Annotated in this window: 17 protein-coding genes; 11 read left to right on the top strand and 6 right to left on the bottom strand. The window is 56.9% G+C overall.

The window, feature by feature from the left end:
- The 3 genes from AB1772_11065 to AB1772_11055 all read left to right on the top strand — a co-directional run.
- Positions 1 to 988: hypothetical protein (locus tag AB1772_11065; GenBank protein ID MEW5796884.1), on the top strand; the 988-nt coding region annotated here is incomplete at its 5' end.
- A complete protein-coding gene (locus tag AB1772_11060) occupies positions 989 to 1,561 on the top strand; it encodes a hypothetical protein (protein ID MEW5796883.1) in 573 nt (190 codons plus the stop codon). It begins immediately after the preceding gene.
- Between the two features lie 380 nt (positions 1,562 to 1,941).
- Entirely contained in the window at positions 1,942 to 2,862 is a 921-nt protein-coding gene (locus AB1772_11055) for a hypothetical protein (protein MEW5796882.1), read from the top strand.
- Positions 2,863 to 2,948: 86 nt separating this feature from the next.
- Here the strand turns inward: AB1772_11055 and uvrA are convergent, their stop codons facing one another.
- On the bottom strand, positions 2,949 to 5,813 hold the full coding sequence (gene uvrA / locus AB1772_11050; protein MEW5796881.1) for an excinuclease ABC subunit UvrA: 2,865 nt from the start codon (positions 5,811 to 5,813) through the stop codon (positions 2,949 to 2,951).
- 286 nt (positions 5,814 to 6,099) lie between these two features.
- On the opposite strand from uvrA, the gene AB1772_11045 reads away from it, so the two are divergent.
- Both AB1772_11045 and AB1772_11040 read left to right on the top strand, forming a co-directional pair.
- The gene (locus tag AB1772_11045) at positions 6,100 to 6,702 is read left to right on the top strand and encodes a methyltransferase domain-containing protein (GenBank protein ID MEW5796880.1); all 603 of its coding nucleotides are present in this window, start codon (positions 6,100 to 6,102) and stop codon (positions 6,700 to 6,702) included.
- On the top strand, positions 6,699 to 7,256 hold the full coding sequence (locus AB1772_11040; protein MEW5796879.1) for an ECF transporter S component: 558 nt from the start codon (positions 6,699 to 6,701) through the stop codon (positions 7,254 to 7,256). Before AB1772_11045 ends, AB1772_11040 begins: the two co-directional genes overlap by 4 nt.
- Before the next feature lie 33 nt (positions 7,257 to 7,289).
- Here AB1772_11040 and AB1772_11035 read toward each other — a convergent pair whose 3' ends face one another.
- From AB1772_11035 to AB1772_11020, 4 genes are all read right to left on the bottom strand, one after another.
- Positions 7,290 to 7,484: a CDGSH iron-sulfur domain-containing protein gene (locus tag AB1772_11035; GenBank protein ID MEW5796878.1), complete on the bottom strand. Its 195-nt coding sequence runs from the start codon at positions 7,482 to 7,484 to the stop codon at positions 7,290 to 7,292.
- Positions 7,485 to 7,561: 77 nt separating this feature from the next.
- A complete protein-coding gene (locus AB1772_11030) occupies positions 7,562 to 8,356 on the bottom strand; it encodes a 4Fe-4S ferredoxin (protein MEW5796877.1) in 795 nt (264 codons plus the stop codon).
- 497 nt (positions 8,357 to 8,853) lie between these two features.
- Positions 8,854 to 11,487 (bottom strand): S8/S53 family peptidase, encoded by a 2,634-nt coding sequence (locus tag AB1772_11025; GenBank protein ID MEW5796876.1) that lies wholly within the window; start codon positions 11,485 to 11,487, stop codon positions 8,854 to 8,856.
- Positions 11,488 to 11,921: 434 nt separating this feature from the next.
- The gene (locus AB1772_11020; protein ID MEW5796875.1) at positions 11,922 to 12,407 is read right to left on the bottom strand and encodes a ferritin family protein; all 486 of its coding nucleotides are present in this window, start codon (positions 12,405 to 12,407) and stop codon (positions 11,922 to 11,924) included.
- 178 nt (positions 12,408 to 12,585) lie between these two features.
- Here AB1772_11020 and AB1772_11015 point away from each other — a divergent pair, with 178 nt between their 5' ends.
- From AB1772_11015 to pepF, 5 genes are all read left to right on the top strand, one after another.
- Positions 12,586 to 13,275, top strand: a complete 690-nt coding sequence (locus AB1772_11015; GenBank protein MEW5796874.1) for a YggS family pyridoxal phosphate-dependent enzyme — start codon at positions 12,586 to 12,588, stop codon at positions 13,273 to 13,275.
- 449 nt (positions 13,276 to 13,724) lie between these two features.
- Positions 13,725 to 14,792, top strand: a complete 1,068-nt coding sequence (locus tag AB1772_11010; GenBank protein MEW5796873.1) for a DivIVA domain-containing protein — start codon at positions 13,725 to 13,727, stop codon at positions 14,790 to 14,792.
- Positions 14,793 to 14,934: 142 nt separating this feature from the next.
- A complete protein-coding gene (locus AB1772_11005; GenBank protein ID MEW5796872.1) occupies positions 14,935 to 15,780 on the top strand; it encodes a purine-nucleoside phosphorylase in 846 nt (281 codons plus the stop codon).
- A gap of 487 nt (positions 15,781 to 16,267) precedes the next feature.
- Complete coding sequence (locus AB1772_11000; GenBank protein ID MEW5796871.1) at positions 16,268 to 18,028, top strand: DUF2339 domain-containing protein; 1,761 nt, start codon at positions 16,268 to 16,270, stop codon at positions 18,026 to 18,028.
- 146 nt (positions 18,029 to 18,174) lie between these two features.
- A complete protein-coding gene (gene pepF / locus AB1772_10995) occupies positions 18,175 to 19,980 on the top strand; it encodes an oligoendopeptidase F (protein MEW5796870.1) in 1,806 nt (601 codons plus the stop codon).
- A gap of 170 nt (positions 19,981 to 20,150) precedes the next feature.
- On the opposite strand, the gene AB1772_10990 is transcribed toward pepF, so the two are convergent.
- Positions 20,151 to 20,750: a hypothetical protein gene (locus AB1772_10990; GenBank protein ID MEW5796869.1), complete on the bottom strand. Its 600-nt coding sequence runs from the start codon at positions 20,748 to 20,750 to the stop codon at positions 20,151 to 20,153.
- Between the two features lie 606 nt (positions 20,751 to 21,356).
- On the opposite strand from AB1772_10990, the gene AB1772_10985 reads away from it, so the two are divergent.
- Positions 21,357 to 22,564 (top strand): hypothetical protein (locus AB1772_10985; protein ID MEW5796868.1); only part of this gene is annotated, 1,208 nt, incomplete at its 3' end.

The raw sequence follows: 22,564 nt of genomic DNA, 5'->3' as shown, positions 1-22,564 counted from the left end.
TCCCCAGCGTCACCCGCCGCTGTTTGCCATACCCGTTGCGATAGCCCACACGACCGCCAATAGAACCATCGATATCTGCCCGTTCATACCGTTGCCGACCCAAAAACTCGGTCACTTCCGCCTCCAGGGCCGAGACCAACAGCCGCCGGGCGCCTTCCCGAGCCAGCGCATCCAAATCGCCAGCCACCCCACCAGGAACATGCTTCTCGATTGTGCTTGCGCTGTTCGTCAACTTCTGATACTTTGCCATCAGCGTATCCTTTCGTTGGTCGTGTCTTCCCACGACCGGTTTCGGTTTGAATTTTCACCGAAAGGCTACGCTACTTTTTTGCCAATTTCCACACCTTTTGAAATTAACTCCTATGAGGTCTGTGAACTGCAAAGAGACTTGTTGCATCGCACGGGGGAGTGGTCATTTGATATCATGAGCCACTACGCGTCGGTCGGTTTTGAACATAGCGAAACTGACACGCTGGTCATGCTCAAACTCCGGTCACGGAGCGATGTTGATCACAAAGCGAAGATGTGGTTCCCCCAAAAGCCTTTCACCCTGCGGATTATCCTGGGGGAAGACACGGCAAGGTTCAGGCTCGACCTGAAGGCCGGAACGTTTGTCTACGTTGATACTTCGAGCTTACTGCGCGTGGAATCGCCAAAAGAAATTCCCGCTAATCTCGTCACCATGCAGTTTATTGGCCGTGACAATGAGCGGGCGAGGAATTTCGTCGAGGAAGTCGTCAGCCGGTACGGTTCGGCAGTCAAGCAACAGGTGTTGGCGGACGGATTCTACCCGTGCCTTGCGGCTCCTAGCGTGCTGCGGACGAATGTCGGTCGGAAGAAAATCCTAAACGCAACCGATCTAGGTCTTCTGGTTTGCTTTCAGGTGGTTGTCCCGTCCAATTTTGCCAACATTGCGAAGTGGATGAGCGATCGGCAGCTTGAAGAATTCAAGCGGGCCGGTAACGAATTCAGTTTGAAAGGAAGGTAAATGATGGGTACGGACGTTCTGAATCCTGATACCCCCCGAGGTTTCCGGAGGGGAGTGGGCGCGCTGTGGCGTTCGGGGCCGAATGGCAAGTTGTTCCTGGTCGTGAGTATCGTGTTCATATTCGTCGCCCTGTTCGATGCTGGTCCGAGATATGCTCGGGGATTATCCGCCGAGATGTCAAAACAGAACATGCGTCCAGTCAAGCTTTCGCCTGAGATGCCGCAGTACACTCTCGTCAGTTGCGACGGAGATCTCTTCTACCGGTTGGAGCAATGCGTCAGCCGCGTGCGCGATTCCTTGGTACAGGCCGGCTTCAAAAAAGCCGAAAATGCACCCGAGGGATACGAAATGCTCGCCCTGCGTCCAGACATCCAGATTGCATTGTCTGAACAGCCACTTAACCAGTCGCAGATTCTCGTTCTCCTCGATGCACGTTTGGAGTGCGGCTGTGGGGGTTCGAGTGATTTCCGGGTGGTGCGGTTCAGAGTTGACCCGAGCGATCCTCAGGTTACGGTTCTTCGTGACCAGGTTGTCAGCTGGGAGGCGTACTTGAGCAACTACCGTCGGATGTGAACTTGAGGTGAACACTCAAGACGTGATGACTTTAAACACTGCCGTTTCCCTCACAGTAGCGGCAGATAACCTTTCACCGTCAACCTGAAAGGAGGTAACCAGATGCGGAAACTTGCGGCAATTGTACTGTTGCTGGTATTCGTGGTCGCGATAATTCCGACGCCAGCGGCAGCGTTTGCTGGAGCATGTGATAGTTTTCGGACGTGCTCGACCACATTCTCCTGCGCCTGGTGGGGAGTTCGGTGTGCGCTTAGCGACACATCCGAGTTCATGGACATCACTGGCGTTTGGTGGTAGTGGCTTGAGCGTTGGTTGATGGAGGGGGTTCGTCCGAGTTATCGACGAACCCCCTACTACACCTTTTTGAGGAGGTGATTGTCGTGCAGCAAAGTTCGTTTTCTGCCATTGGCTACGACCTGAAGTCGAAATACCAGAGGAACATGTTAGTGTCGCTGGGTATCGTAACCGGATTGGCTGTCGTGCTCGCCGTAGGCGTCATGTTTAGCCAGCCGGTTCAGTCAGTTCGCGAGACAGAAGTGACTCCGCAAGCCGACCGTACTGTTCAGGTGGTTGAGCCAGACCACGGCGAATCCATGGCAGCACGGCGGTCACACGGCCTGAACCCCTACCAAGGAAAGCACAAAGGATTTGCTGGATTTCGAGGGTATAACATCATCCCGGATGCCCCGGCGATGGTACACGTTCAGCTACCCAAGTTGGTCACTCGTGATGTCGTGCCAACCGACGCTGACTTACCACTGGATTCCATAGGCAGCAAGAACGATACTATCAGTGAGTACGCGCAGGATCTTACGGACTACCTACCCGAAGACGCCGACATGGTGCCGAAGCGAGTGGTGAACCGAGAGGTAGAGTTGGTTACGAACGTACTCCCGGACGTTCCGTGGTTGGCTAAGGATCGTGATCGAGAGGGTTACGTAGAGGTGCTCATGTACGTTGACTCGACTGGTAAGTCTAGTCCGTACTCCGTGACGCCTCAAGCCTTAGACGATTCGTCAGGTTTTTTCTTGGATTGCGTCACCAAGGATGGCCAAACCACACGGTTGCACTTCTTCGTTAACCCGGTGATAGACTCCAACACCCTTCAGTACCTGATTATCAAAGAGGAACCAAGGGAGTACGGTTTCGCGAAAAACCTTACTGACGTGCTCCCCCGGTGGGTTTTTAGCCCAAAGATCAAGGATAACCAACCGGTTGGCACTTTCGTCAAGATCGGGTTCCACTACTGCGATCTGGAGAAAGATCTGGATTGCATGCGGATAACCCTGATTCGTTCATAGCACAGTAGGTCAGGAGCCCTGTGCTCCTGACATCATCTCTCCGGTGAAACCGCAAGATGTCTGGAGGACAAGCCTCCTGACCTACTTCAAGAATATGCAGACAACACCTGCCTGAGATATTGCCCCGTGTACGATTTGCTGATCTTCGCCACCTCCTCCGGCGTGCCGGCGGCAATGATCTCGCCGCCGTCGTCGCCACCCTCCGGGCCGATATCGATAATCCAGTCCGCCGTCTTGATCACATCCATGTTGTGCTCGATCACCACCACCGTGTTGCCGCGGTCGACCAGTTCGTTGAGCACGGTTAGCAGCATCCGTATGTCCTCGAAATGCAGGCCCGTGGTTGGCTCATCGAGAATGTAGAATGTCCGGCCGGTGGCGAGCTTCGAAAGCTCAGTCGCCAGCTTCACGCGCTGGGCCTCGCCGCCCGACAGCGTAGTCGCCTGCTGCCCCAGATGAATATATCCCAGTCCGACATTCATGAGCGTGAGCAGCTTGTTCTTGATTCGGGGGATGTTCTCAAAAAAGCTCAGCGCCTCGTCGACAGTCATATCCAGAACGTCGGCAATTGACTTCCCCTTGAACGTGACCTCGAGGGTTTCGCGATTATATCGCTTGCCCTTGCATACCTCGCACGGCACGTAGACATCGGGCAGGAAGTGCATCTCGATCTTGATGATGCCGTCGCCCGCGCACGCCTCGCAGCGGCCGCCACGGACGTTGAAAGAGTAGCGCCCCGGCTGGTAACCGCGCGCTTTCGACTCCGGCAGGCTCGCGTACAAATCGCGGATATGTGTGAACACGCCGGTATAAGTGGCCGGGTTGGAACGCGGCGTGCGGCCGATAGGCGATTGGTCGATATCGATGACCTTGTCGATATGTTCGAGGCCGGCGACCGATGAATACGGCAGCGGCGCCTGGCGGCTACCGTAGAAGTGCTTCGACAGGATTGCGTAAAGCGTCTCATTGATCAGGCTTGACTTGCCTGAGCCGGAAACTCCGGTCACCGCCACCAGCACGCCCATCGGTACATCGACCGTGATCTTCTTCAGGTTATTGCCGCTCGCGCCGGTAAGTGTTATCACTTTGCCGTTAGGTTCGCGTCGCTGTTTTGGCGTCGCAATGGACCGGGTTCCCGATAGATACTGACCGGTAATAGACTTTCGGCTGGCTTTGATCTCGGCGGGCGTCCCCGACGCCACAACGGTTCCGCCGTGGATCCCGGCTCCGGGACCGAGATCGACCACGTAGTCGGCTCGTTCGATAGTCTCGCGGTCATGTTCGACTACCAGCACGGTGTTGCCGATATCGCGCAGCTCGGTCAGCATGTTGAGCAGCTTGCCGTTGTCGCGTTGGTGCAGGCCAATCGACGGCTCATCGAGGATATACATCACCCCGACCAGGCGCGAACCGATTTGAGTCGCCAGGCGAATCCGCTGGGCCTCGCCGCCGGAGAGAGTCGCAGCCGCTCGATTGAGCGTGAGATAATCAAGGCCGACATCGCACAAGAACCCTAGCCGCTCGCGAATCTCCTTGAGAATCTGGCGGCCGATAGTCTGCTGGCGCGAACTCAACTTGATGTTCTTGAAGAACGCGGTCGCCTTGCGAATCGACATATCGGTGACCGAGTCAATCGTTTCGCGGTCTATAACGACCGCCAGCGCTTCCGGTCGAAGCCGCGCCCCCTTGCAGGCCGGGCAGGGGCTGACCGACATGTAGTTCTCAATCCACTGGCGCACGCCGCTCGATTCGGTCTGCTTGTAGCGGCGCTCTAGGTTCGGGATCACGCCCTCGAACGGCGCCTCGTAGACACCCGATGCTCTCCCGCGCGCCGACGCGTGTTCGTACTCCATCTTGATGTCTTTGCCCCTGGTGCCGTAGAGAATGACCTCCCGGACTTCTTTGGGCAGCTTGTAGAAGGGTGTCGAGAACTTGAAACCGTAGTGGTTGGCCAGGCCGCGCAGCTGGTAGCGATACCAGTTGGCCATTTCCGCCCCGCCCCACGGATGAATAGCCCCCTCGGAAATGGACAGGCTCGGGCTGGGCACCACCAGCTCCGGCGCGATCTCCATCTTCTGCCCGAGGCCGCTGCAGACCTTGCAGGCGCCGAACGGCGAATTGAAGGAAAACAGGCGCGGCGTCGGTTCCTCGTAGCTGATGTTGCAGTTGAGACAGGCGAACTGCTCCGAGAAAAGCAAATCCTGCTTGTTGATGTTGATCAGTACGGTGCCGTTGCTCATGCGAAGCGCCGTCTCCACCGAGTCGGCCAGCCGCCCTTTGGAGCCCTGCTTGACGACCAGTCGATCTACCACTGCCTCGACCGTATGCTTCTTTTTCTTGTCGAGATCGATTTCCGGGTCAGCTTCGACTACCTCGCCGTCGATCCTGAGCCGCACGAACCCTTCGCGGATAATCTCCTGGATGATCTCCTTGTGTTCGCCCTTTTTGCCTCGCACCAACGGCGCGAGCACCATGAGGCGGGAGCCTTCCTCGAAACTGAGCACGGAATCAACAATCTGTTCGACAGTCTGCTGGGTGATCGGCTGGCCGCACTGCACACAGTGGGGCGTGCCGATCCGCGCGAAAAGCAGGCGCAGGTAATCGTAGATTTCAGTGATCGTCCCAACAGTGGAACGCGGATTCTTGGGTGTCCCTTTTTGCTCGATCGAGATAGCCGGCGAGAGGCCCTCGATGAAGTCGACATCCGGCTTTTCCATCAGTCCCAAAAACTGACGGGCGTAAGCCGAGAGCGATTCGACGTACCGCCTTTGCCCCTCGGCGTAGATCGTATCGAACGCCAGCGAGCTTTTGCCGGAACCGGAGAGGCCGGTGATAACGGTCAGGCGGTTGCGCGGGATGCGGACATCGATGTTCTTTAGATTATGCTCGCGCGCCCCTTTTACGAGCAGTTCTTCCTGGGTGCGTTTATACTTATTGCCGTTGTTGCCCATAGATTGACTCAAAAGCCAACCTGAAATATAACTTGGGTGGACCGGCGAGCAAAGGTCTGGTTTGGTTTTTGTGTCACATTGTTTGGGAGGTCGGAGACGGGCAAAAAAACACCTCCCTCCCCGAAGGGAGGGAGGCGTTAAACCCGAAGATGCGATCTTCGGGGATGTAGCAAGTTGTTAACGTCGATAATACGCAGCCGGACCTTGTTTCGTCAACTCCTGTTGCACCCCTTCCCGCCCCAAATCCTGTTGACAAGGTTTCCCCAAGCAATTATCTACCACAACTATGCATGACCCCCACCAGGAGTTTTTTGACAGCCTCGCGGCCGAGTGGGACCTGCACTACACCGCCGAGGACCTCGAGCGGCTATATCGCCTAGTCAACCGCCTGCCGATTGCCGACGGGATGGACCTGCTTGATCTCGGCTGCGGCACCGGTATTCTGTTTGACATGCTCCGCCGGCGGGTCGGGCCGGGCGGCCTCGTGACCGGGGTCGATTTCTCCATTCGCATGGCCCAGAAAGCCCACCGCAACTTTCCGTTTTCCAACGTGACCGTGGTCGATGCTGACGCCGCCCACCTACCGTTTCGAGATAGCAGCTACGATCTGGCTATTTCTTTTGCCGCCTTCCCGCACTTCACGCACAAGGATCTGACGGTGAAGGAGGCCGGCCGCGTGCTGAAGGCGGGCGCGCCGTTCTACATCATCCACCTGGTTTCGTCGAAGGAACTGGCCGACATACACTTCCGCGAAGGAGGCGTGGTCAAACACGACCAGTTGCCGTCGGAGTTGGAGATGAAGCGCATGTTCGCCGACTCCGGTTTCGGTCGGGTGGAAATCGAAGATCATCCCGGCCTCTTTCTCGCCGCGGCCGTCAATATCAAGTGAACCCGACTCCGGCAGCCGCCCCGCCACTTTCCAAACCTCGCTGGATCACACAGACTGCACTCTTTCTCGCCCTGGCTATTGTTCTTCCGGTCGGCCTGCACGCCTTTGGTATTGCCGGCCGGGTCTTCCTCCCGATGCACTTCCCTGTCCTGCTCGCCGGGTTTCTAGTCGGCCCGTACAGCGGACTGGTGGTCGGCCTGCTGGCTCCGGGCATCAGCTACTTGACCACCGGTATGCCGCCGACTTATGCGGTCCCCCTGATGACGCTCGAACTGCCTCTCTACGGCCTGGTTGCGGGTCTGGCGTACCAGCGCCTTCAGCTGAATATCTATGTTGCACTGATTGCGGCCATGATAGTCGGGCGGCTGATGTTCGGCCTGGGATTGTTCGTGCTGGGGATGTTTATGGAGCTGCCGTACGGCGCGGTTGAGTTTTTTTCGACCGCCGGGCCGATTCTGACCGGGATATGGGGGATAATCGCCCAGGTCGTGTTGATTCCGCTGATCGTTGCCGCCGTGCGGCGCAGTCGACAGTCTGAGGTCGGTCAAGGCTAAGAATCAGTCAGTCAGGGAGTCGCGAACTACCGCCTACCCCTGAAAACCGCACGTCTTGTGGGTGCCGTCGCAAAACGGCTTGTTGTTGGAATTCCCGCAACGGCACATTGAGAACGGAGCCTCTTTGGTCATGATGGTGCCGTTAGACAACTCAATCTCGAACGATCCGTTCATTACCCGGATCGGGCCGTTGGGGATGAGCTTGATCTTGATCGGTTCAGAACTCAATGGTATTCTCCTGGCAGTGCTTTGAGCGCTTATCGCTGCCATCCAAACAGCCGCCGCCGGGAGTCGGTTCCGTGCGATTACACCCGGTAGCTTTCCTGAAGTTCGCCGCGAATGCCGATTGTGGTGATAGTCAGCGGGAAAGTGCCGTGCGACCGCTTCCGCGCTTCGACTGCTGCCTGCGCAATCCCCCCGCAACAGGGGACGTCCATCTTAATGACCTCAACCGACTTCAATTCGCTCACTTTGAATATCTGGGTTAGCTTGTCAAAGTAGTGCCGTAGATCATCGAGCTTGGGACACCCTACAACGAGGGCTTTACCGCTCAAGAACCGCTGATGGAAATCGGGGAAAGCAAACGGTACGCAATCGGCAGTGATAATCAGGTCGGCATTGCGGAAAAACGGCGCGTCCAGCTGCACGAGCATCAACTGGACCGGCCACTGACGGAGCCGCGACGGCTGCTGCGTGAGCGCCGCCGGGGCGGAGTCGCGTACATCTGACGGGGATGCCGGCGGGAAGTCGTTCCACTGTCTCATGGCCGACCCGGGGCATCCGCCGGCGTGGGCCGCCATCGGTAATTGACCGCCGTGAGCTGCGCCAACCGGGATTCGCGACGGCTGTTGCGTCCGGGCGAGATTCAAAGCCACCGCGGCCTCATCGTACGCCTCCGACTCCCGCTTTTCGATAGTCAGCGCGCCGGTGGAACAATGGCCGATACAGGCTCCGGCGCCGTCGCAGAGGATCTCCCCCTTCAGTTTCGCTTTCCCGTTAACGATCACCAGCGCGCCCTCCGCGCAGGACGAAATACAATCGCCGCACCCGTCGCAGAGCTCTTCGTTGATCCTGATTATTTCGCGCAGCACTTTGGCCATTTAGTCCTCAATCTTTCGTTTTCTGACGGCCATTTCGACAAATGAGGACTAAATGGACATGACTTAGGTCAATTCGGGGTGGTGATGGCGGGCCCAGCCGTGGCGGGGGGCGCGAGGGGGTGTGCGGATGGCGACTTTCCTGGGGCAGACTAGGGGTCTGCCACCGACGAAAATAATACAAGTACAAGTCTTACGACGAATCGGGAAGTGATATCGAACAACGAAGGGACAAGAGGATTACAATCCCACAGAGTGACAATCTTGCGATTCGTATCATCTCAGTTCAAAAAGAGGATTGGTTGCTTAAACCGTTAGAAAAAAGCCCGACAAAATCGGGCTTCATAGTCTATGGCGGGGTGGAACTCACTATCCCCAAACTTTTGTAGGATTCGAGTTTTCGATAACATTCAATTACTCCACGACAAGTGGAACGTGTTGGAAAACAATAGAGTATCACTGATTCGAGGCGCGTTTGACTTAACTTAACAGTCGCACCTTTACGGTCCAACGTGTAGAGATACGATCGCATTTGCAGACTTACTGTCGGGACCCGGGTCAGACAGAGCGAAAACAGCATCTGCGGCCGTTGTCATAATCATGAGTTGGTACATCCGACCGGGAAGCAGGGGATCTAGCGTACCGTCGAGTACATACGGAAATGACTGCGTTTGGCTGTCGAAGCCGGCGTACGTTGGTCCATCGGGCTTGCCATTGGCATCAACGGTGTGGAACATAATATAGGTGTAGGTCTGTGCCGTATTGCCGTCACCTATATCTATCGACCCGTCCACGACAAACCTGAATGGAACAAATCCCAACTGCTCACTTGCAGTGAAGTGAACGACACTGTAGCAGAAGGCCTTAGCAGTTGCGCGGTAATCGCAAGACGTTCCGAGGTCATTTTCCAGGGAAGCTGTTCCCGTAACGGTGGAGTTTGAAGTACCGGTGATATCCACGGAGGTGAGACTGACGCCGCTGGAGAGCGATGTGTTGCAGGTCGCCTCAACATCGAATACGTATGTTGCCAAGCAGGCTGGTTCTCTGACTGCAAGCGTCTTATGTAGGAATGTGCCTTGACTCGAGTCGATATCCCAGTATTGAGCGTCGAGGTAGGCCCGCAAGTCGTATTTCAGAAAGTGTGTTGTCTCAACTATTGTAAATGGCGAGCACCCTTTGCCAAACAAGCTGTCGCGGATTTGGAGATCACCACTATACAGTGGAGAATAAGCATAGTACAGGAGAATATCGCGGTCGGTCACCGCCGATTCATTCAGGGTCTTGTCACCGGTGCTCGGTTGATCACAGGGGATCACGTCTACTGTCGAATACGCCGGCGGGGTGTTGATGTCGAGGTCAAAGGGTGCGGTCGATGGAGTGAGCATGGTGTCCCCGGTGTATCCATCACCGTTGAGGTCGAAAGGAGAATGATCCTTCTCCCATGGGGGGCTGACTGACGCACGATCAGCCTCATAATACATGATAGAGTCCAGAAACATCTGCAGATCCTTCTCGTCAAACTTCATGTCACTCCCCATCTGTCCATTGGCATCAACTATGTCGAGAAGTGAAAGTCTGATGCCGGCGTTGGCAATCGAGTGATCGAGTGACAACACCGCCTTGTAGGCATCGACCCAATTTCCGTTGAAGCAGTTCTTAATAGTGGCAATGGTCTCATCTACCGTGAGAGAGGGTGACAGCGACCAGAGCCAGGCGGCCAGACCGGCAACCTGCGGGGTGGCAAAGGATGTTCCTGAAACGATCGCCTGAAGGGGCACCTGCGCCCCCGGCTCGCACTTTGAATCGTCGTAGATGCAGGGCAGGGTAACCCACTCCCCCACCATGCGGACATCGGAAGGCGCATTTGAGAACCCGGACGGACTGCCGCTCAATGATGAGGACCCTACAACCAGTAGATTGTTTGTCCGCGAGCCAAAGAGCGGATTGTTGGCTATTCCGAGACTGTACAAAGTTGTCAAATCGGTGGTGTCCTTTGTGGACACCGCCGTCCCCTGTAACATCTCCAGTGGCGCATCAAACCGGGCAGAAAGCGTAAACGGGCTGGCGTAGTCGGCGTTCGGAAAAGATGGTGATGACAACCCCTCATTTCCCGCGGCCTGTAGATGCAGGAATTGACTCTGCTTGGTTGCGGTGAGGAATCGCCAGAAGAAGGCGTGTTCGATTCGCTGGCGCTTTGGGAACATCTGGAAGCCCCCGGCATACGAAATACTGGTATTGAGAATAAACTGGCCGCTGGACGGAAGCCGATCGGACAGTTCTGCAATTACGGCCGGTAACGAGCCGAATCCGCTGAGGCTGATGCACGGTAAACGTAGCAGACCACCGGGATCAGCGTAGGCGCCAGTGGACCCTACAGCATCAAACCTGGCTCCAATCGCGCCAGCCACCTGGAAACCGTGATTCCCTTTTGCTACTCCGAAAGCGTCGATGAAAAGACTCGGCGACCCATTTTGTGTCGGGAAGGTCTGAGCCGGAATTTCAGCGTGAGGAGTCAGGGATCTAAAGTGATCGGCGACAAGAACGGTTGCGGGGGAATGGAGTGCCGCGACACGCTCTCGCACATTCCAGGCCGCCGGAAACTTCGCGGCGGCCAGATGATCAATGATGAGGTTGGCCGGAAGTCCCGGTTGGATACTTGCGTCTTGAACGGAGGTCGGATCAAAACAGGGATACGCCGACAGGAAGGCTTCCGACGACACCAGGGTTGAACAAAGAACTTCCGCCTCATCAACCGACGTCAAAGCGGGTACCACCAACTCCGTGAACATCAGCCCCGCACGCATACAGCTGATCTTAGCACCCACCGCATTCAGAGCAGCGTTGACCGCGCCTACGGTCGCGCTGGGATTGATCACCGCTTCGAGCCGTGTGGTCACAAATTCACCTTCCCATTCTTCCTCCGGTACTGCGAACGGACCGTGATCGCTTGTACCCGACAAGGCGGAGTCGATATCGGCTCCCGAAAGCAGTATGCCGATAGGGCCGTTATCCGGCGGCTTGTTTGTGTCAGGATCAGTGCTCTTGCTACAGCTGAGGGTCAGCTGGAGGACCAGAAACATTGCAGTAAGAGTGAGCCCTGCGAGCGAGGGGGCGTTCTTTTCCGAATGCGACATGGGTGCACCTTTCTATTTACGTCTGCATTGCGGATTTCAGACTCGGTTGTCTGAAATCTCGCCACGAGTTAAGTTTTTATCTGTCTCGCTGTCGGTATTCGAGATATCAGCGGCGATGTTCGTGCTGAATGACAGTATACAATAAAACGTAGGCCGGCGCAACCACAAAATTCGACTTTTTTGGTCCACGGTGCCCCATGCTGGTTAGAATGGGGCTGTGGGCAGGGTCACGCGACCGCACCATTGGCGTTCGACTTTCCCTGCGGCAGACCGGGAGGTCTGCCGCCCACGATTAGCGGAGGTCTGCCGCTCTCAGCCCATGGCGCGACCGAAGCGTCTGCTCGCCGTGGCGACGTCCCGCCCTGCAAGTCTCCTGTCCGCCGGTGTGTGGCGGGTTTGAAGCAAACCCGCCCTACGTTCCAGTTTCCGATCGTCTAAGCGTACCTGCGGCGCATCTCGTCGATCTTGCGCATGTGCCCCTGCTCGAACCTGGCCAACTCGGCGAACATCTTCCGGCCCTCGTCGCTGGCGGCCTTCTTCTCCTGGCCGATGAACAGCTCGTACGCGTCGACCTCGAGCCGATAGGCGATATCGAGCACCCCTTTGATTGTCGTCGTTTTGCGGACCTCGTCGACAAGCTGCCGGTGGGCGGCGCTCATCTCCTCGTTGATTTCAGGCAACTCTTTGGATTTAAGCACGTCGGCGAGCGATATCCACTGCTCGCTTTTGATCAGCGAATGGTGCTGGCGTTCGAGAATCTGGAAGTGCCGCTTTTCTTCGAGCGCAAGCTCCTCGAGCACCGGCCTGATGTCGGCGGAGATTTTCTTCTTGGAGGCCTCGAGATAGAAGACATAGCTGGCGATTTCGGAGTTGATCCCGGTGGTGAGGGCGTTGAGTATATCCTTGCTGACAGGCGTCATGATATAATCCTTCTCTGTTCTTCGCTTGCGTGCCGCGCTGATCTCAGCGCCGACGCGGGGAAGCTACGATTTTGGGGGGAGATGTCAAGTGAGGGGCTGTCTGAAGCGGGCGGCGGACCAGCTCCCCCACATTTCCCCTTGCCACCACCGCCCGGCTCGCGCATAATTCCGTCGTCCCATGAAAGACCTGATCCGCAATAACCTGATGGAACTGCGCGGGAAAATCGCCGAGGCCTGCGAACTCTACGGCCGCGACACCGACGACATCACGATTGTCGCCGTCACCAAAACCTGGCCGGCGTCGGTGATCCAGACCACGGTGGCGCTCGGCCTGCACGATATCGGCGAGAGCCGTATCCAGGACGCCGAACCGAAAATCACCGAATGTGGCCCGATAGCACGGTTCCACTTAGTGGGGCACCTGCAGGGCAACAAGGTTCGGAAAGCAGTGATGCTTTTCGATGTCATCCAGTCGATCGACTCGCTCAAGTTGGCCGAGGAGATCAACCGTCGCGCCGAAGAGTTCGGTCGGATTATCGAATGCCTGGTGCAGGTGAATTCGTCGGGCGAGGAGTCCAAATCCGGGGTGGCGCCGGAGAGCGCGTTAGAACTGATTCGGCAAGTCAGTGCCCTGCCCGCCATTAAGCTGACGGGGCTGATGACTATCGGCCCGTTGACCGACAATCAAGACCGCATCCGCGAGACTTTCCGCGCCTGTCGCGAGCTTTTCAAGCGGGGGCAGGACATAGTGGGCGGGGGGTTCGACACGCTGTCGATGGGGATGACCGACGATTATCCGCTCGCGATCGCCGAGGGTTCGACCATGATCCGGGTGGGCACGGCGCTATTCGGCGCGCGGGAGGGGTGAGGGCAGACCGGACTGTAGGTCAGGCCGACTTGAGGCCTGAGGTTTCCCAAATGCTACAATGTCACGCGTCGAGTTTTGTGCGCGGCAGAGCCTGCCCCGGACTCGATCCGGGGTCCTCGTCTGCCCGTCTTTTGCGTTTCATCAACGTTTCGCTGCGTAGGCGGGTTTAGGCATCGAGTCAGTGACCGGCGAACACAACTGGACCCTCGGTCGTGGCCGAGGGTGACGGCCTTGTGGCCGTAGGATAGAACAAAGTCACGCGTCGAGTCCGCGTGACCTACCGGCTCTGCCGCTGCCTGGCGGTGGCCTTTTTTTCGCCCCCGGGCGCTAAGGTTTTCCCGCAATGGTTCGATAACAACTGTGTACCGTTTTGAAACGGCTCCGGGCCGCGGAAGCCTGCCGCCCGGATCAATGGCCGTAAGAGGAAACCAGTAAGCAGGTGGGTTGTCATGGATCTTTCCCCGAACGATATCCGCGGTTACGAATTCCGCAGCCAGATGCGCGGGTACGATAAGGCCGAAGTTGACGGTTTTATCAACCAGGTCGCAGCCGCGCTGGACGAACTCAAGCAGCAGAACCTCAGACTCACTATCGAGGCCGAATCACTCAGGAGTCAATTGGCGGGTCTCAAGCAATTCGAGGACACGATCAAGAACGCGGCTATCGACGCCCGCCGCAACGCCGACCTGACCATGGCCAACGCCAAACAGGAAGCGGCCATGCTGATCACCAAGGCCAAGCAGGATGCTGAATCGATAGTAGTCAACCGGACCAGGGAAATCTCGGAGATTGAAACACGGATCACCCGGCTCGGCCTGACCAAGAAGTCATATTTGTCCAAAATACGCAGCTTGATCCAGTCCCACCTGGATCTGATAAACGAGATCGACAGCGGCGATGTCGCCAGGCCAGAGCACGATGAGCAGGTGAAGGTCACCGATTCGACAGATATCGCCACCGAGAAAAAGGAAGCGGTTGCTCCGCAAACTACCGATATAGTCGCGGCCGCGCCTGCTGCTGCGGTACCGGTTGCGGAAGAGACAGATAACGGCACCTCGGGGCGGGTCGACGAGCATTTGGCGGCGAAGCTCAAAGATGCCATCCAGGACGATAGTATCAGCCAGTCGGTCGGCGAGACAATCGACCCTGAACTGGCGGTAGCGCTCGAAACGTACAAGCGGGTAGCCGCTCGCAAGGCGATGGAACAGGCCGTACCGGTCACGCCGCCCGCGCCGCCCACACCGGCGCTCGGCACCGTGGTGGAGACCAACCTGGTCGCGGAGGACATTCCAGCCGGGTTTATCGCCAAGGATGGTGATATCGAAGATGAGCGCTCCACCGACAAGGTCGTGGTGGCGAAGGGCAAGGCGGCTGCGGTCACCGAGCCGAACCCCCGTGGCGGCTTTGGACCGTCCGACAGCACCAAACTGCCGCTCAGCCCGGACAGGCTGGCCGATGAGCTTGACGAAGTTGCTGCGAGGTTCGAAGAAGAAATGAACCGGGCCGCGAAGAATTAGTTCTTACCCGCCGCTTACACGAAAGGCCGGACCGCATAACTCCCAAAGGGTCCGGCCTTTTTTTGCCTGTTCTGCGGCGACGACCAGCTTATATTCCGCGCGACTTGTAGGTAATCCCAACGCAGAAAGCGGACATTCAACCATGAACAACGACGGCATGCAGACCTGGGCGGAAATTCACCGCAAACTCGATGAGGCTGTGCGGTTCATCACCGCGAAGGTCACGCTCAAACCGCAAATAGGTATTATACTCGGCACCGGACTGGGGACATTGGTCGACGGCATGAAATTGGAGGGAGCGGTGGAATATGAGGACATCCCACACTTTCCGACCTCGACAGTCGAATCTCACCACGGACGGCTTCTATTCGGACGTTTGCGCGGCAAAGATGTCGTCTGTATGCAGGGGCGGTTCCATTATTATGAGGGGTACTCGTTCCGCCAGATCGCGTTTCCTATACGAGTGATGAAGCAACTCGGTATCCATTCATTGATTGCGTCAAATGCCGCCGGCGGGCTGAATCCGAAATACCGCGAGGGCGACATCATGATGATCACCGACCATGTCAATTTCCTGCCGGGCAATCCGCTGATCGGCGATAACGATGACAAGTGGGGGCTACGCTTCCCTGACTGCTTCGAGGTCTACGACCGCAACTACATAAAGATGGCGCGCGAGCTGGCTCTGGAGCAGAAGCTCAGACTTCAGGAGGGGGTTTATATCGCAGTGAGCGGGCCGAATTTGGAGACGGGGGCGGAGTATCGGATGTTTCGGATACTTGGCGGCGACGCGGTAGGGATGTCGACCGTGCCGGAGGTGATGGCGGCGCATCATCAGGGGACAAAAGTGTTGGCGTTTTCGATAATCACGGACATGGGGCTCGCGGATAACATGCATCCCTGTTCGATCGAGTCGGTGCTGAAGGTCGCCGCCGAGGCCGAGCCGAAACTCCGGGCGCTGATTGCGGGGTGTGTGGAGAGGATGTAGAGGGTAGTCAATCTAGAAAGTCGACAGTGAATACTACACTCATGACACTCTGTGAGTCTTGGCAAAAGTTTACAGCCGTTCCGCAAGTTGGTCGCAGTTGGTATCAGATTGTAGCATGGTGGGAAGCACGACGTCCTGCCTATACTATAATTGCGGGCTGCATTTGGGCTGTCGCAGGGGCGATCGTATTGATGATCCCTGCTACCGGCGCTGAACTAGATAGTCCTGTTCTCAGTGCGGTGATGTTTGTGGTGGTAATCAACATTTGCTTCACGCTGGGATGGATGGCGGAACTTGCTTGGCGATTCATTTCTCGACAAGACACACCAGAGGTCGCTCCGAGAATACTCAAGCTCGGTCTGTTGTTCAGCGGACTCGCGCCGGTACTTTTCATAGTACTTTCAGCGCTGATCAGTGTGATGTGATTCAGGCGCGGCAGATGAGGGCATCTGCCGGGCAGAGGACATGAGGCGAAAGGTGCTGCCGGATGGAAAGTCAGGATGACCACAACATTCACGACCGCGTAGCCGCACTCGAACGCGAACTGGCGGAGATACGACAACTGCTGCGGCGCATTGTACCAGATGCCGCTCCGCCCGCACCGCCACCACCCTCGCCCGCAGAGACAACATCCACCCCTCGCCAAATCACGCCGATACCCGGGCCCGCCCGTAAGGGCTTCGAACTCCCCGAGCACATGCGCCGGAGCGAATACTGGCTCAGTCGCGTGGGAATCGGCCTGCTCTTGTTCGGGCTGGCGTTCCTGTTCAAGTACTCGATCGACCAGGGCTGGCTCACTCCGCCGGTCAGGCATTTTATCGGTATAGGCCTGGGAGTCGTACTGTTTGTTTTCGGCTGGCGGCTGTACTCACAGCGACGACATCTGTCACGACTTCTGCTGGGCGGATCTATCGCTACGTTCTATATCACTGACTTTTCGGCGTTTCAACTGTTCGAGCTGGTATCTCATCCCGTCGCCTTCGCGCTTATGGTGACGGTCACTGCCCTGGCGTTTTTCATCGCGCTGAAACAGGACGATGCCATCTTCTCGCTGGTCGGCACACTCGGCGGCCTCGGCACACCGTTCATGCTCTACACCGGTTCCGCCAACATTCCGGGGTTGGTGGTCTATACCTGTCTCGTGATCGCCGGCAGCACGGCGGTCTATTTCTACAGGGGGTGGCGGCTGCTTCTGTGGCTCTCGGCGATCGGCGGGTGGCTGGTCATCTCCATAAGTATCGATTCCGTTGCGACTGTACCAGAGCACGCTGAACCCGCCGCGCGGTGGGCGCTCCAGTTCGGCGTCCTGTTCCTCTGGCTGGGCTACAGCGCGACGCCGCTACTCCGCCGCTATTTAGTCGTACTCAAACCAAACCGATGGCGCGCCGCTGAACTGGGCATAGGCGATACGGTGATTTCGGAAACCGCCCGACGCGCCCTGGACAGCCACCTGCATGTTTTTGCAGTCGGATCGCCTCTTATCGGACTGTTAGCGTCCGTGATGACCTGGCCGCACCTGTCCGATCAGACTTTCGGCTGGATCACACTCGCCGCTGCGGCGCTGTACGGTTTCGTGTCTTCATACTTGAGGAAACTCGAAACTCTGGCCTTTGCCGCCTTCACCCACGCCGTGTGCGCAGCGCTGTTGCTTACGATTTCGCTCTCCATGCTTCTTGACGGCAATACCCTGATGCTGGCGTGGGCCGGCGAGGCGCTGGCGCTTCATCTGCTCGCACAGCGATTGACCGATTCAAAGATCCTGGCCGGTGCGCATGTCATGTCCGTAATAGTTGGCTTCTGGTTAATGATGCATCTGCTCGCGCGTGACAGCGAGCGACCGGTAGTCTTCAACCGCCTGGCATTCTCTGATCTTGTGGTCATTTTCGCGGGCGCCGCAATATCATATCAGTTCACTTCACGCCAACTGAAAATGATCTATGGACTGGCCGCGCACCTCGCGCTTCTTGCCTGGCTGGGTCGAGAACTATCCGGACTCGAAGACGGCACCGGTTATGTGACTATCGCATGGGGAGTTTATGGCGCGATCCTGCTGGTGACGTCGTTGCGACTCAACTCGAACGCATTGCGATGGATCGCGCTGGGAACCCTGCTGCTGGTGGTAGCCAAACTGTTCCTGATCGACCTGTCCGAGCTCGAAACCATATGGCGCGTGCTGCTCTTTATGGGTTTCGGCGCGGTATTTCTGCTGTTGAGCTATTACTTTCCGAAGTTGTGGAAGCCGAAGTAGGTCGGGTTCGCAAAGCGAGTGCGTTGCACTTGCTGAACAAACCCGACAACCCACGCATTATCAGTATCAACCAATTGCCGCTGGAATTCCGAACCGCAATTCATCATATTCCCGCCGGAGAGAATCAACACCAAAGAGGATCAACCATGCCCGAACAGAAAACCATCCCCATCCGTAATCAGATCGCCGACAAACACAAATGGAACCTGGCGGATATCTACGCCGATGAAGCTGCCTGGGACGCGGATTACCAAAAAGCCAAGTCATTGATCGCCCAGGCCAAACAGTTCGCCGGTAAGTTGGCTGACTCCCCCCAGACCATGTACGCCTGTTTCCACACGCGAACCGAACTTCAGATCATTCTGTCGAACCTCTATCAATACGCCTATCTCAACAAGGACCTTGATAACCGCGTTTCCAAATACCAGGCCCTCACCGAGCGGGCCGCTGCACTGTCATCCGACGCCGGCGCTGCCTACTCGTTTGTCGAGCCGGAACTGTTGACGATCGACGAGTCACGACTGCAAAAGATGGCCGCGCAGTTCCCGCGCACCGACGAGTATGACTTCTACATCAAAGAGTTAATCCGTTCCAAGCAGCATATCCGCTCCGAGGAAGTCGAGGAGGTGCTGGCGTTGTCGTCCCTGGTAACCCGCGGGCCGGATACGATCTTTTCGATGCTCGACGACGCCGATATCAAATACCCATCAGTGAGAGACGAACACGGCAACGAAGTACAGTTGACCAAACAGCGGGCGATCAAGCTGCTCGAATCATCCGACCCGCGCGTGCGCAAAGAGACCCACGAGGCGTTCTACTCACCCTATCGAGAACACACCAACACGCTGGGGGCATCGCTGGCATCGGCGGTGAACACCGATGTGTTCTACACCCGCACCCGCCGCTATGATAGTTGCCTGCATGCGGCGCTCGATTCGAACAACATCCCGATCGAGGTCTACCACGCGCTAATCGAAACGACTGAGAAGAACCTTCAGGGATTGCATGAATACGTTTGCCTTCGGAAGCGCTTGCTCAAACTCGATGAAATTCACAGCTACGACATGTTCTGCCCTCTCTTTCCGGAGCAGAAATACGAGGTGCCGTATGACGATGCGGTCCGGCAGGTGATTGAATCGGCCGCCGCGCTCGGCGACGAATACGGCCGTCAGCTGCGCCACGCCTTTCATCACCGCTGGGTCGATGTCTGGGAGACCGAGGGCAAGGGGAGCGGCGCGTACAGCTCGCACAGCTATACGGCGCATCCGTTCGTGCTGATGAATTACAACGACACGGTCGACAGCTTCTTCACGCTCGCGCATGAGCTGGGCCACGCCATGCACAGCCATTTTACTTGCAAGACACAGCCTTATCCGAAGTCACACTACGCCATTTTTGTTGCCGAGGTGGCGTCGACACTCAACGAAGGACTGCTGCTGGATTATCTTCTCAAGCGGACTAAAGATGATAGGCAGCGTCTCTACCTGCTTGACCGGGCGATCGACAACGCGGTCGGGACGTTCTTCAACCAGGTGATGTACGCGCATTTCGAGCTCGATATCCACACCGAGGTTGAGAACGGTGGGGCGCTCTCGCCGGAACTGATGACTGCCAAGTGGCGCGAGTTGACACAGAAGTACTATGGCCCCGACTTCACGGTCGACGATTTCACGCCACTGAAGTGGTCGCGCATCCCCCATTTCTATATGTCATTCTATGTCTACCAGTATGCCACGTCGTTTGCGGCGACACAAGCGATCCTGCGGCGGTTTCTAAACGGCGAGAGCGGTCTGATCGAGAAGTACCTGACCATGCTTCGCGCCGGCGGCAGCGATCACCCGATCGAGCTTTTGAAACGCTGCGGTGTCGACATGACCACGCCCACGCCAATCGAAGCGACCCTCAAGCAGTTCGCGGAGCAGGTAGCGGAGGTGGAGCGGATGACGCGGTAATGATGTTCCCGTACTGATCGTCGCCGATTGTAGGGCGGGTTTGCTTCATACCCGCCAATGCACGGCTGTCGAAACCACAGGGGTTTCGACCTACAGGCTCAACACCGTGGGTTCATTGTTGCCCCGTGGGCGGCAGACCTCCCGGTCTGCCCCTTGTTCAGGTCCTCGGATTAGAGTATCAACTCATCGAGCAACACCATCCGATACCTCACATAAACAAACTCGGAGGTAGTTCTGTAATACTCATCCGTCTTGACGTGCCCCACTCCCGGCGAAAAATAATGATATTGGTACGCCCTGTCTTCGTCTCGGCTGCCGACCCACTTGTAGTTGATGCATTCGAACGTCCCCGCGGGGACCGTGATTGTGTCGTGGATCGATTCCACTGTCGATGTGTCACTGCCGAAGAATACCGTGTCGTTGACCGCGGCCGGATATTTGAACAGGAGAAACCCCGATGGTCCGTCCACCCATAAACCGTCGCCGCGGTTAGTAGTCGGCAGAGAGACTTCCGGATCCCTGACGCCGTTAACGGTCATGATATACCATCGTTCGTTCTGGATGATAGTGTCCTTGGCAACAGTCCAAATGACCGTATCAGCCCCGATCACACTGCCGGCTGAATCGAGCACGGCGTTTTCGTAGACATAGAAATTGCCGACCGTCAGCGGTAGAATCTGCTTGGGTGGAGTCGGATTCGTGCTCTTGTCGCTGCTGTCGCAACCGGCCAGCAGGATAAGCGTGAATACGAGAATGATAGCGTGTCGCATATGTGGCTCCTTGGCTAAGGGCTCCTTGTAGTTTTGAGAACTCAAACAGCACGCGATGTCTGGATGGATGAATATAGATGAAACGCTCGCCGAATGGCAAGGGGAATCCGGGAAAGGTAGGCCGGGTTGGCTGCGCTTGTCGGCGGTGGCGGCAACCCGCCCAGATCTCGTGGGCGGCCGACCTCCCGATCTGCCCCTTGCGTTTCCGTGGGCGGCAGACCTCCTGGTCTGCCTCTTTTGCGGGGGTACACGAGCCACTACCTGCGTCACCCTGAGCTGCGCCTGCCCTGAGCATGTCGAAGGGTGCAGTTTTATTCGCTTGCGCGACTCGCCAATAATGTAACTGTGTCCGCACGATCTCCCCCCACCGCAAGCGGATGGGGTACCGAGGCGATGCCCCCCGCCGAGTAGTCAGAAGCGCCGCTGAAGAAAGGCCCCCTGAAATCACTCACTTTGAAATGAGATATTGGGCTAAAGCGACCAATTTTGTCCTTGACAAACTTTCCGCGTAGACCCATTTTACCTTAGTATACGCGGAATAGTCTCGAAGTCACATTATGCTAACTGGCGAGAGTTCAACGACCGAGCAACTCTTAGGAGAGTTACATGTCCTCGAAAGCCACTTCCTTCCGCTTCACTCGTTGTTCCTTTCGCGCTAAGCTGTGGGCCACTCTTGGAATAACGGCGGTTCCTCTGCTTGCCCTGCTGAACCTCCCCTCCGCAACGGCAGCACAAGCAAACTGCTGTGTCGGCACGGTCGGCGATGCCAACGGCGACGGCAGTCCCGAGCCGTCCCTTGGCGACATAACCTTGATTATCGACGCCAAGTTCATATCGCTCTCATGCGACGCGATCCCGTGCATTGCCGAGGCTGATATCAACCAATCCGGCGGTGCGAACCCGACATGCGAGGATATTTCGATAGTTGATGTGACAATATTGATTGACTACCTCTTCATCACGGGCCCGGAAAACATCACGCTGCCCCAGTGCGACGAGACCGGGCTCACGTTCTCTCAGCGTGAGGCAGTGTTCAACGCCATTGACAGCGCCTACAACTCGCTGCTCGGTGAGCCTGACGATTCGGCGGCCATCAAACTCGCCGCGTATCTCAACACGATCCCGGATATAGACTCGGCCGGCGTAATCGACAGCGTATCCGTCTGGGCCTGGTTCACGGACGGGCGGATCATATCAGTTCCCAACAACCGCTTCCCCAGCGGCTCGGCAAGCAACAACGAAAGCTGGGTCGACTCGGAGCTGGAGACATCGGTCCCCATCGGTTTCGAGATCCCGGACCGGCGCTTCCCGGACCTTGTGGATCCCCTGGCCGAGGACGTGCTGCCACGTGTCGCTGCCCCCGCCTACGATTACGACCTTCCCTCCTCCATTCAGGCCCGCGTGGTAAGCACGCTGGGGACGGGTTGCTTCGCTATCGGAGCGCCCATAATCAAGTCGCTGCTGGAAAACCACGGCTATGTAACCGTTCCCTCCACCGGCAGCGTCACTTCCCTGTTTAGTGTGGTCGATGATGGGATCTACTATATTGATGCTCATGGCGGGGGATGCATGGGGAGAGACGGTGCCAGGCACCTGGCGGTGTGGACCGCCACAACTGTCGGTGCGTCGGCTGATTCCGCCTATCGGACTCAGCTCAATCGCAACGAACTGGTATACATGCAGGCAATGGACCGAGATCCTTCCTCAGGCACCTGCCGATCGCATCGAAGATATGCCTACACCGGTCGATTCGTAGCCCAGTACATGTACTTCGTTCCGAACAGCTATATCTTCATTAACGCCTGTTACAGCGA

It is taken from the genome of Candidatus Zixiibacteriota bacterium, assembly GCA_040752815.1.
GTDB lineage: Bacteria > Zixibacteria > MSB-5A5 > GN15 > FEB-12 > JAGGTI01.
This window is presented reverse-complemented; position numbering and strand designations above follow the sequence as displayed.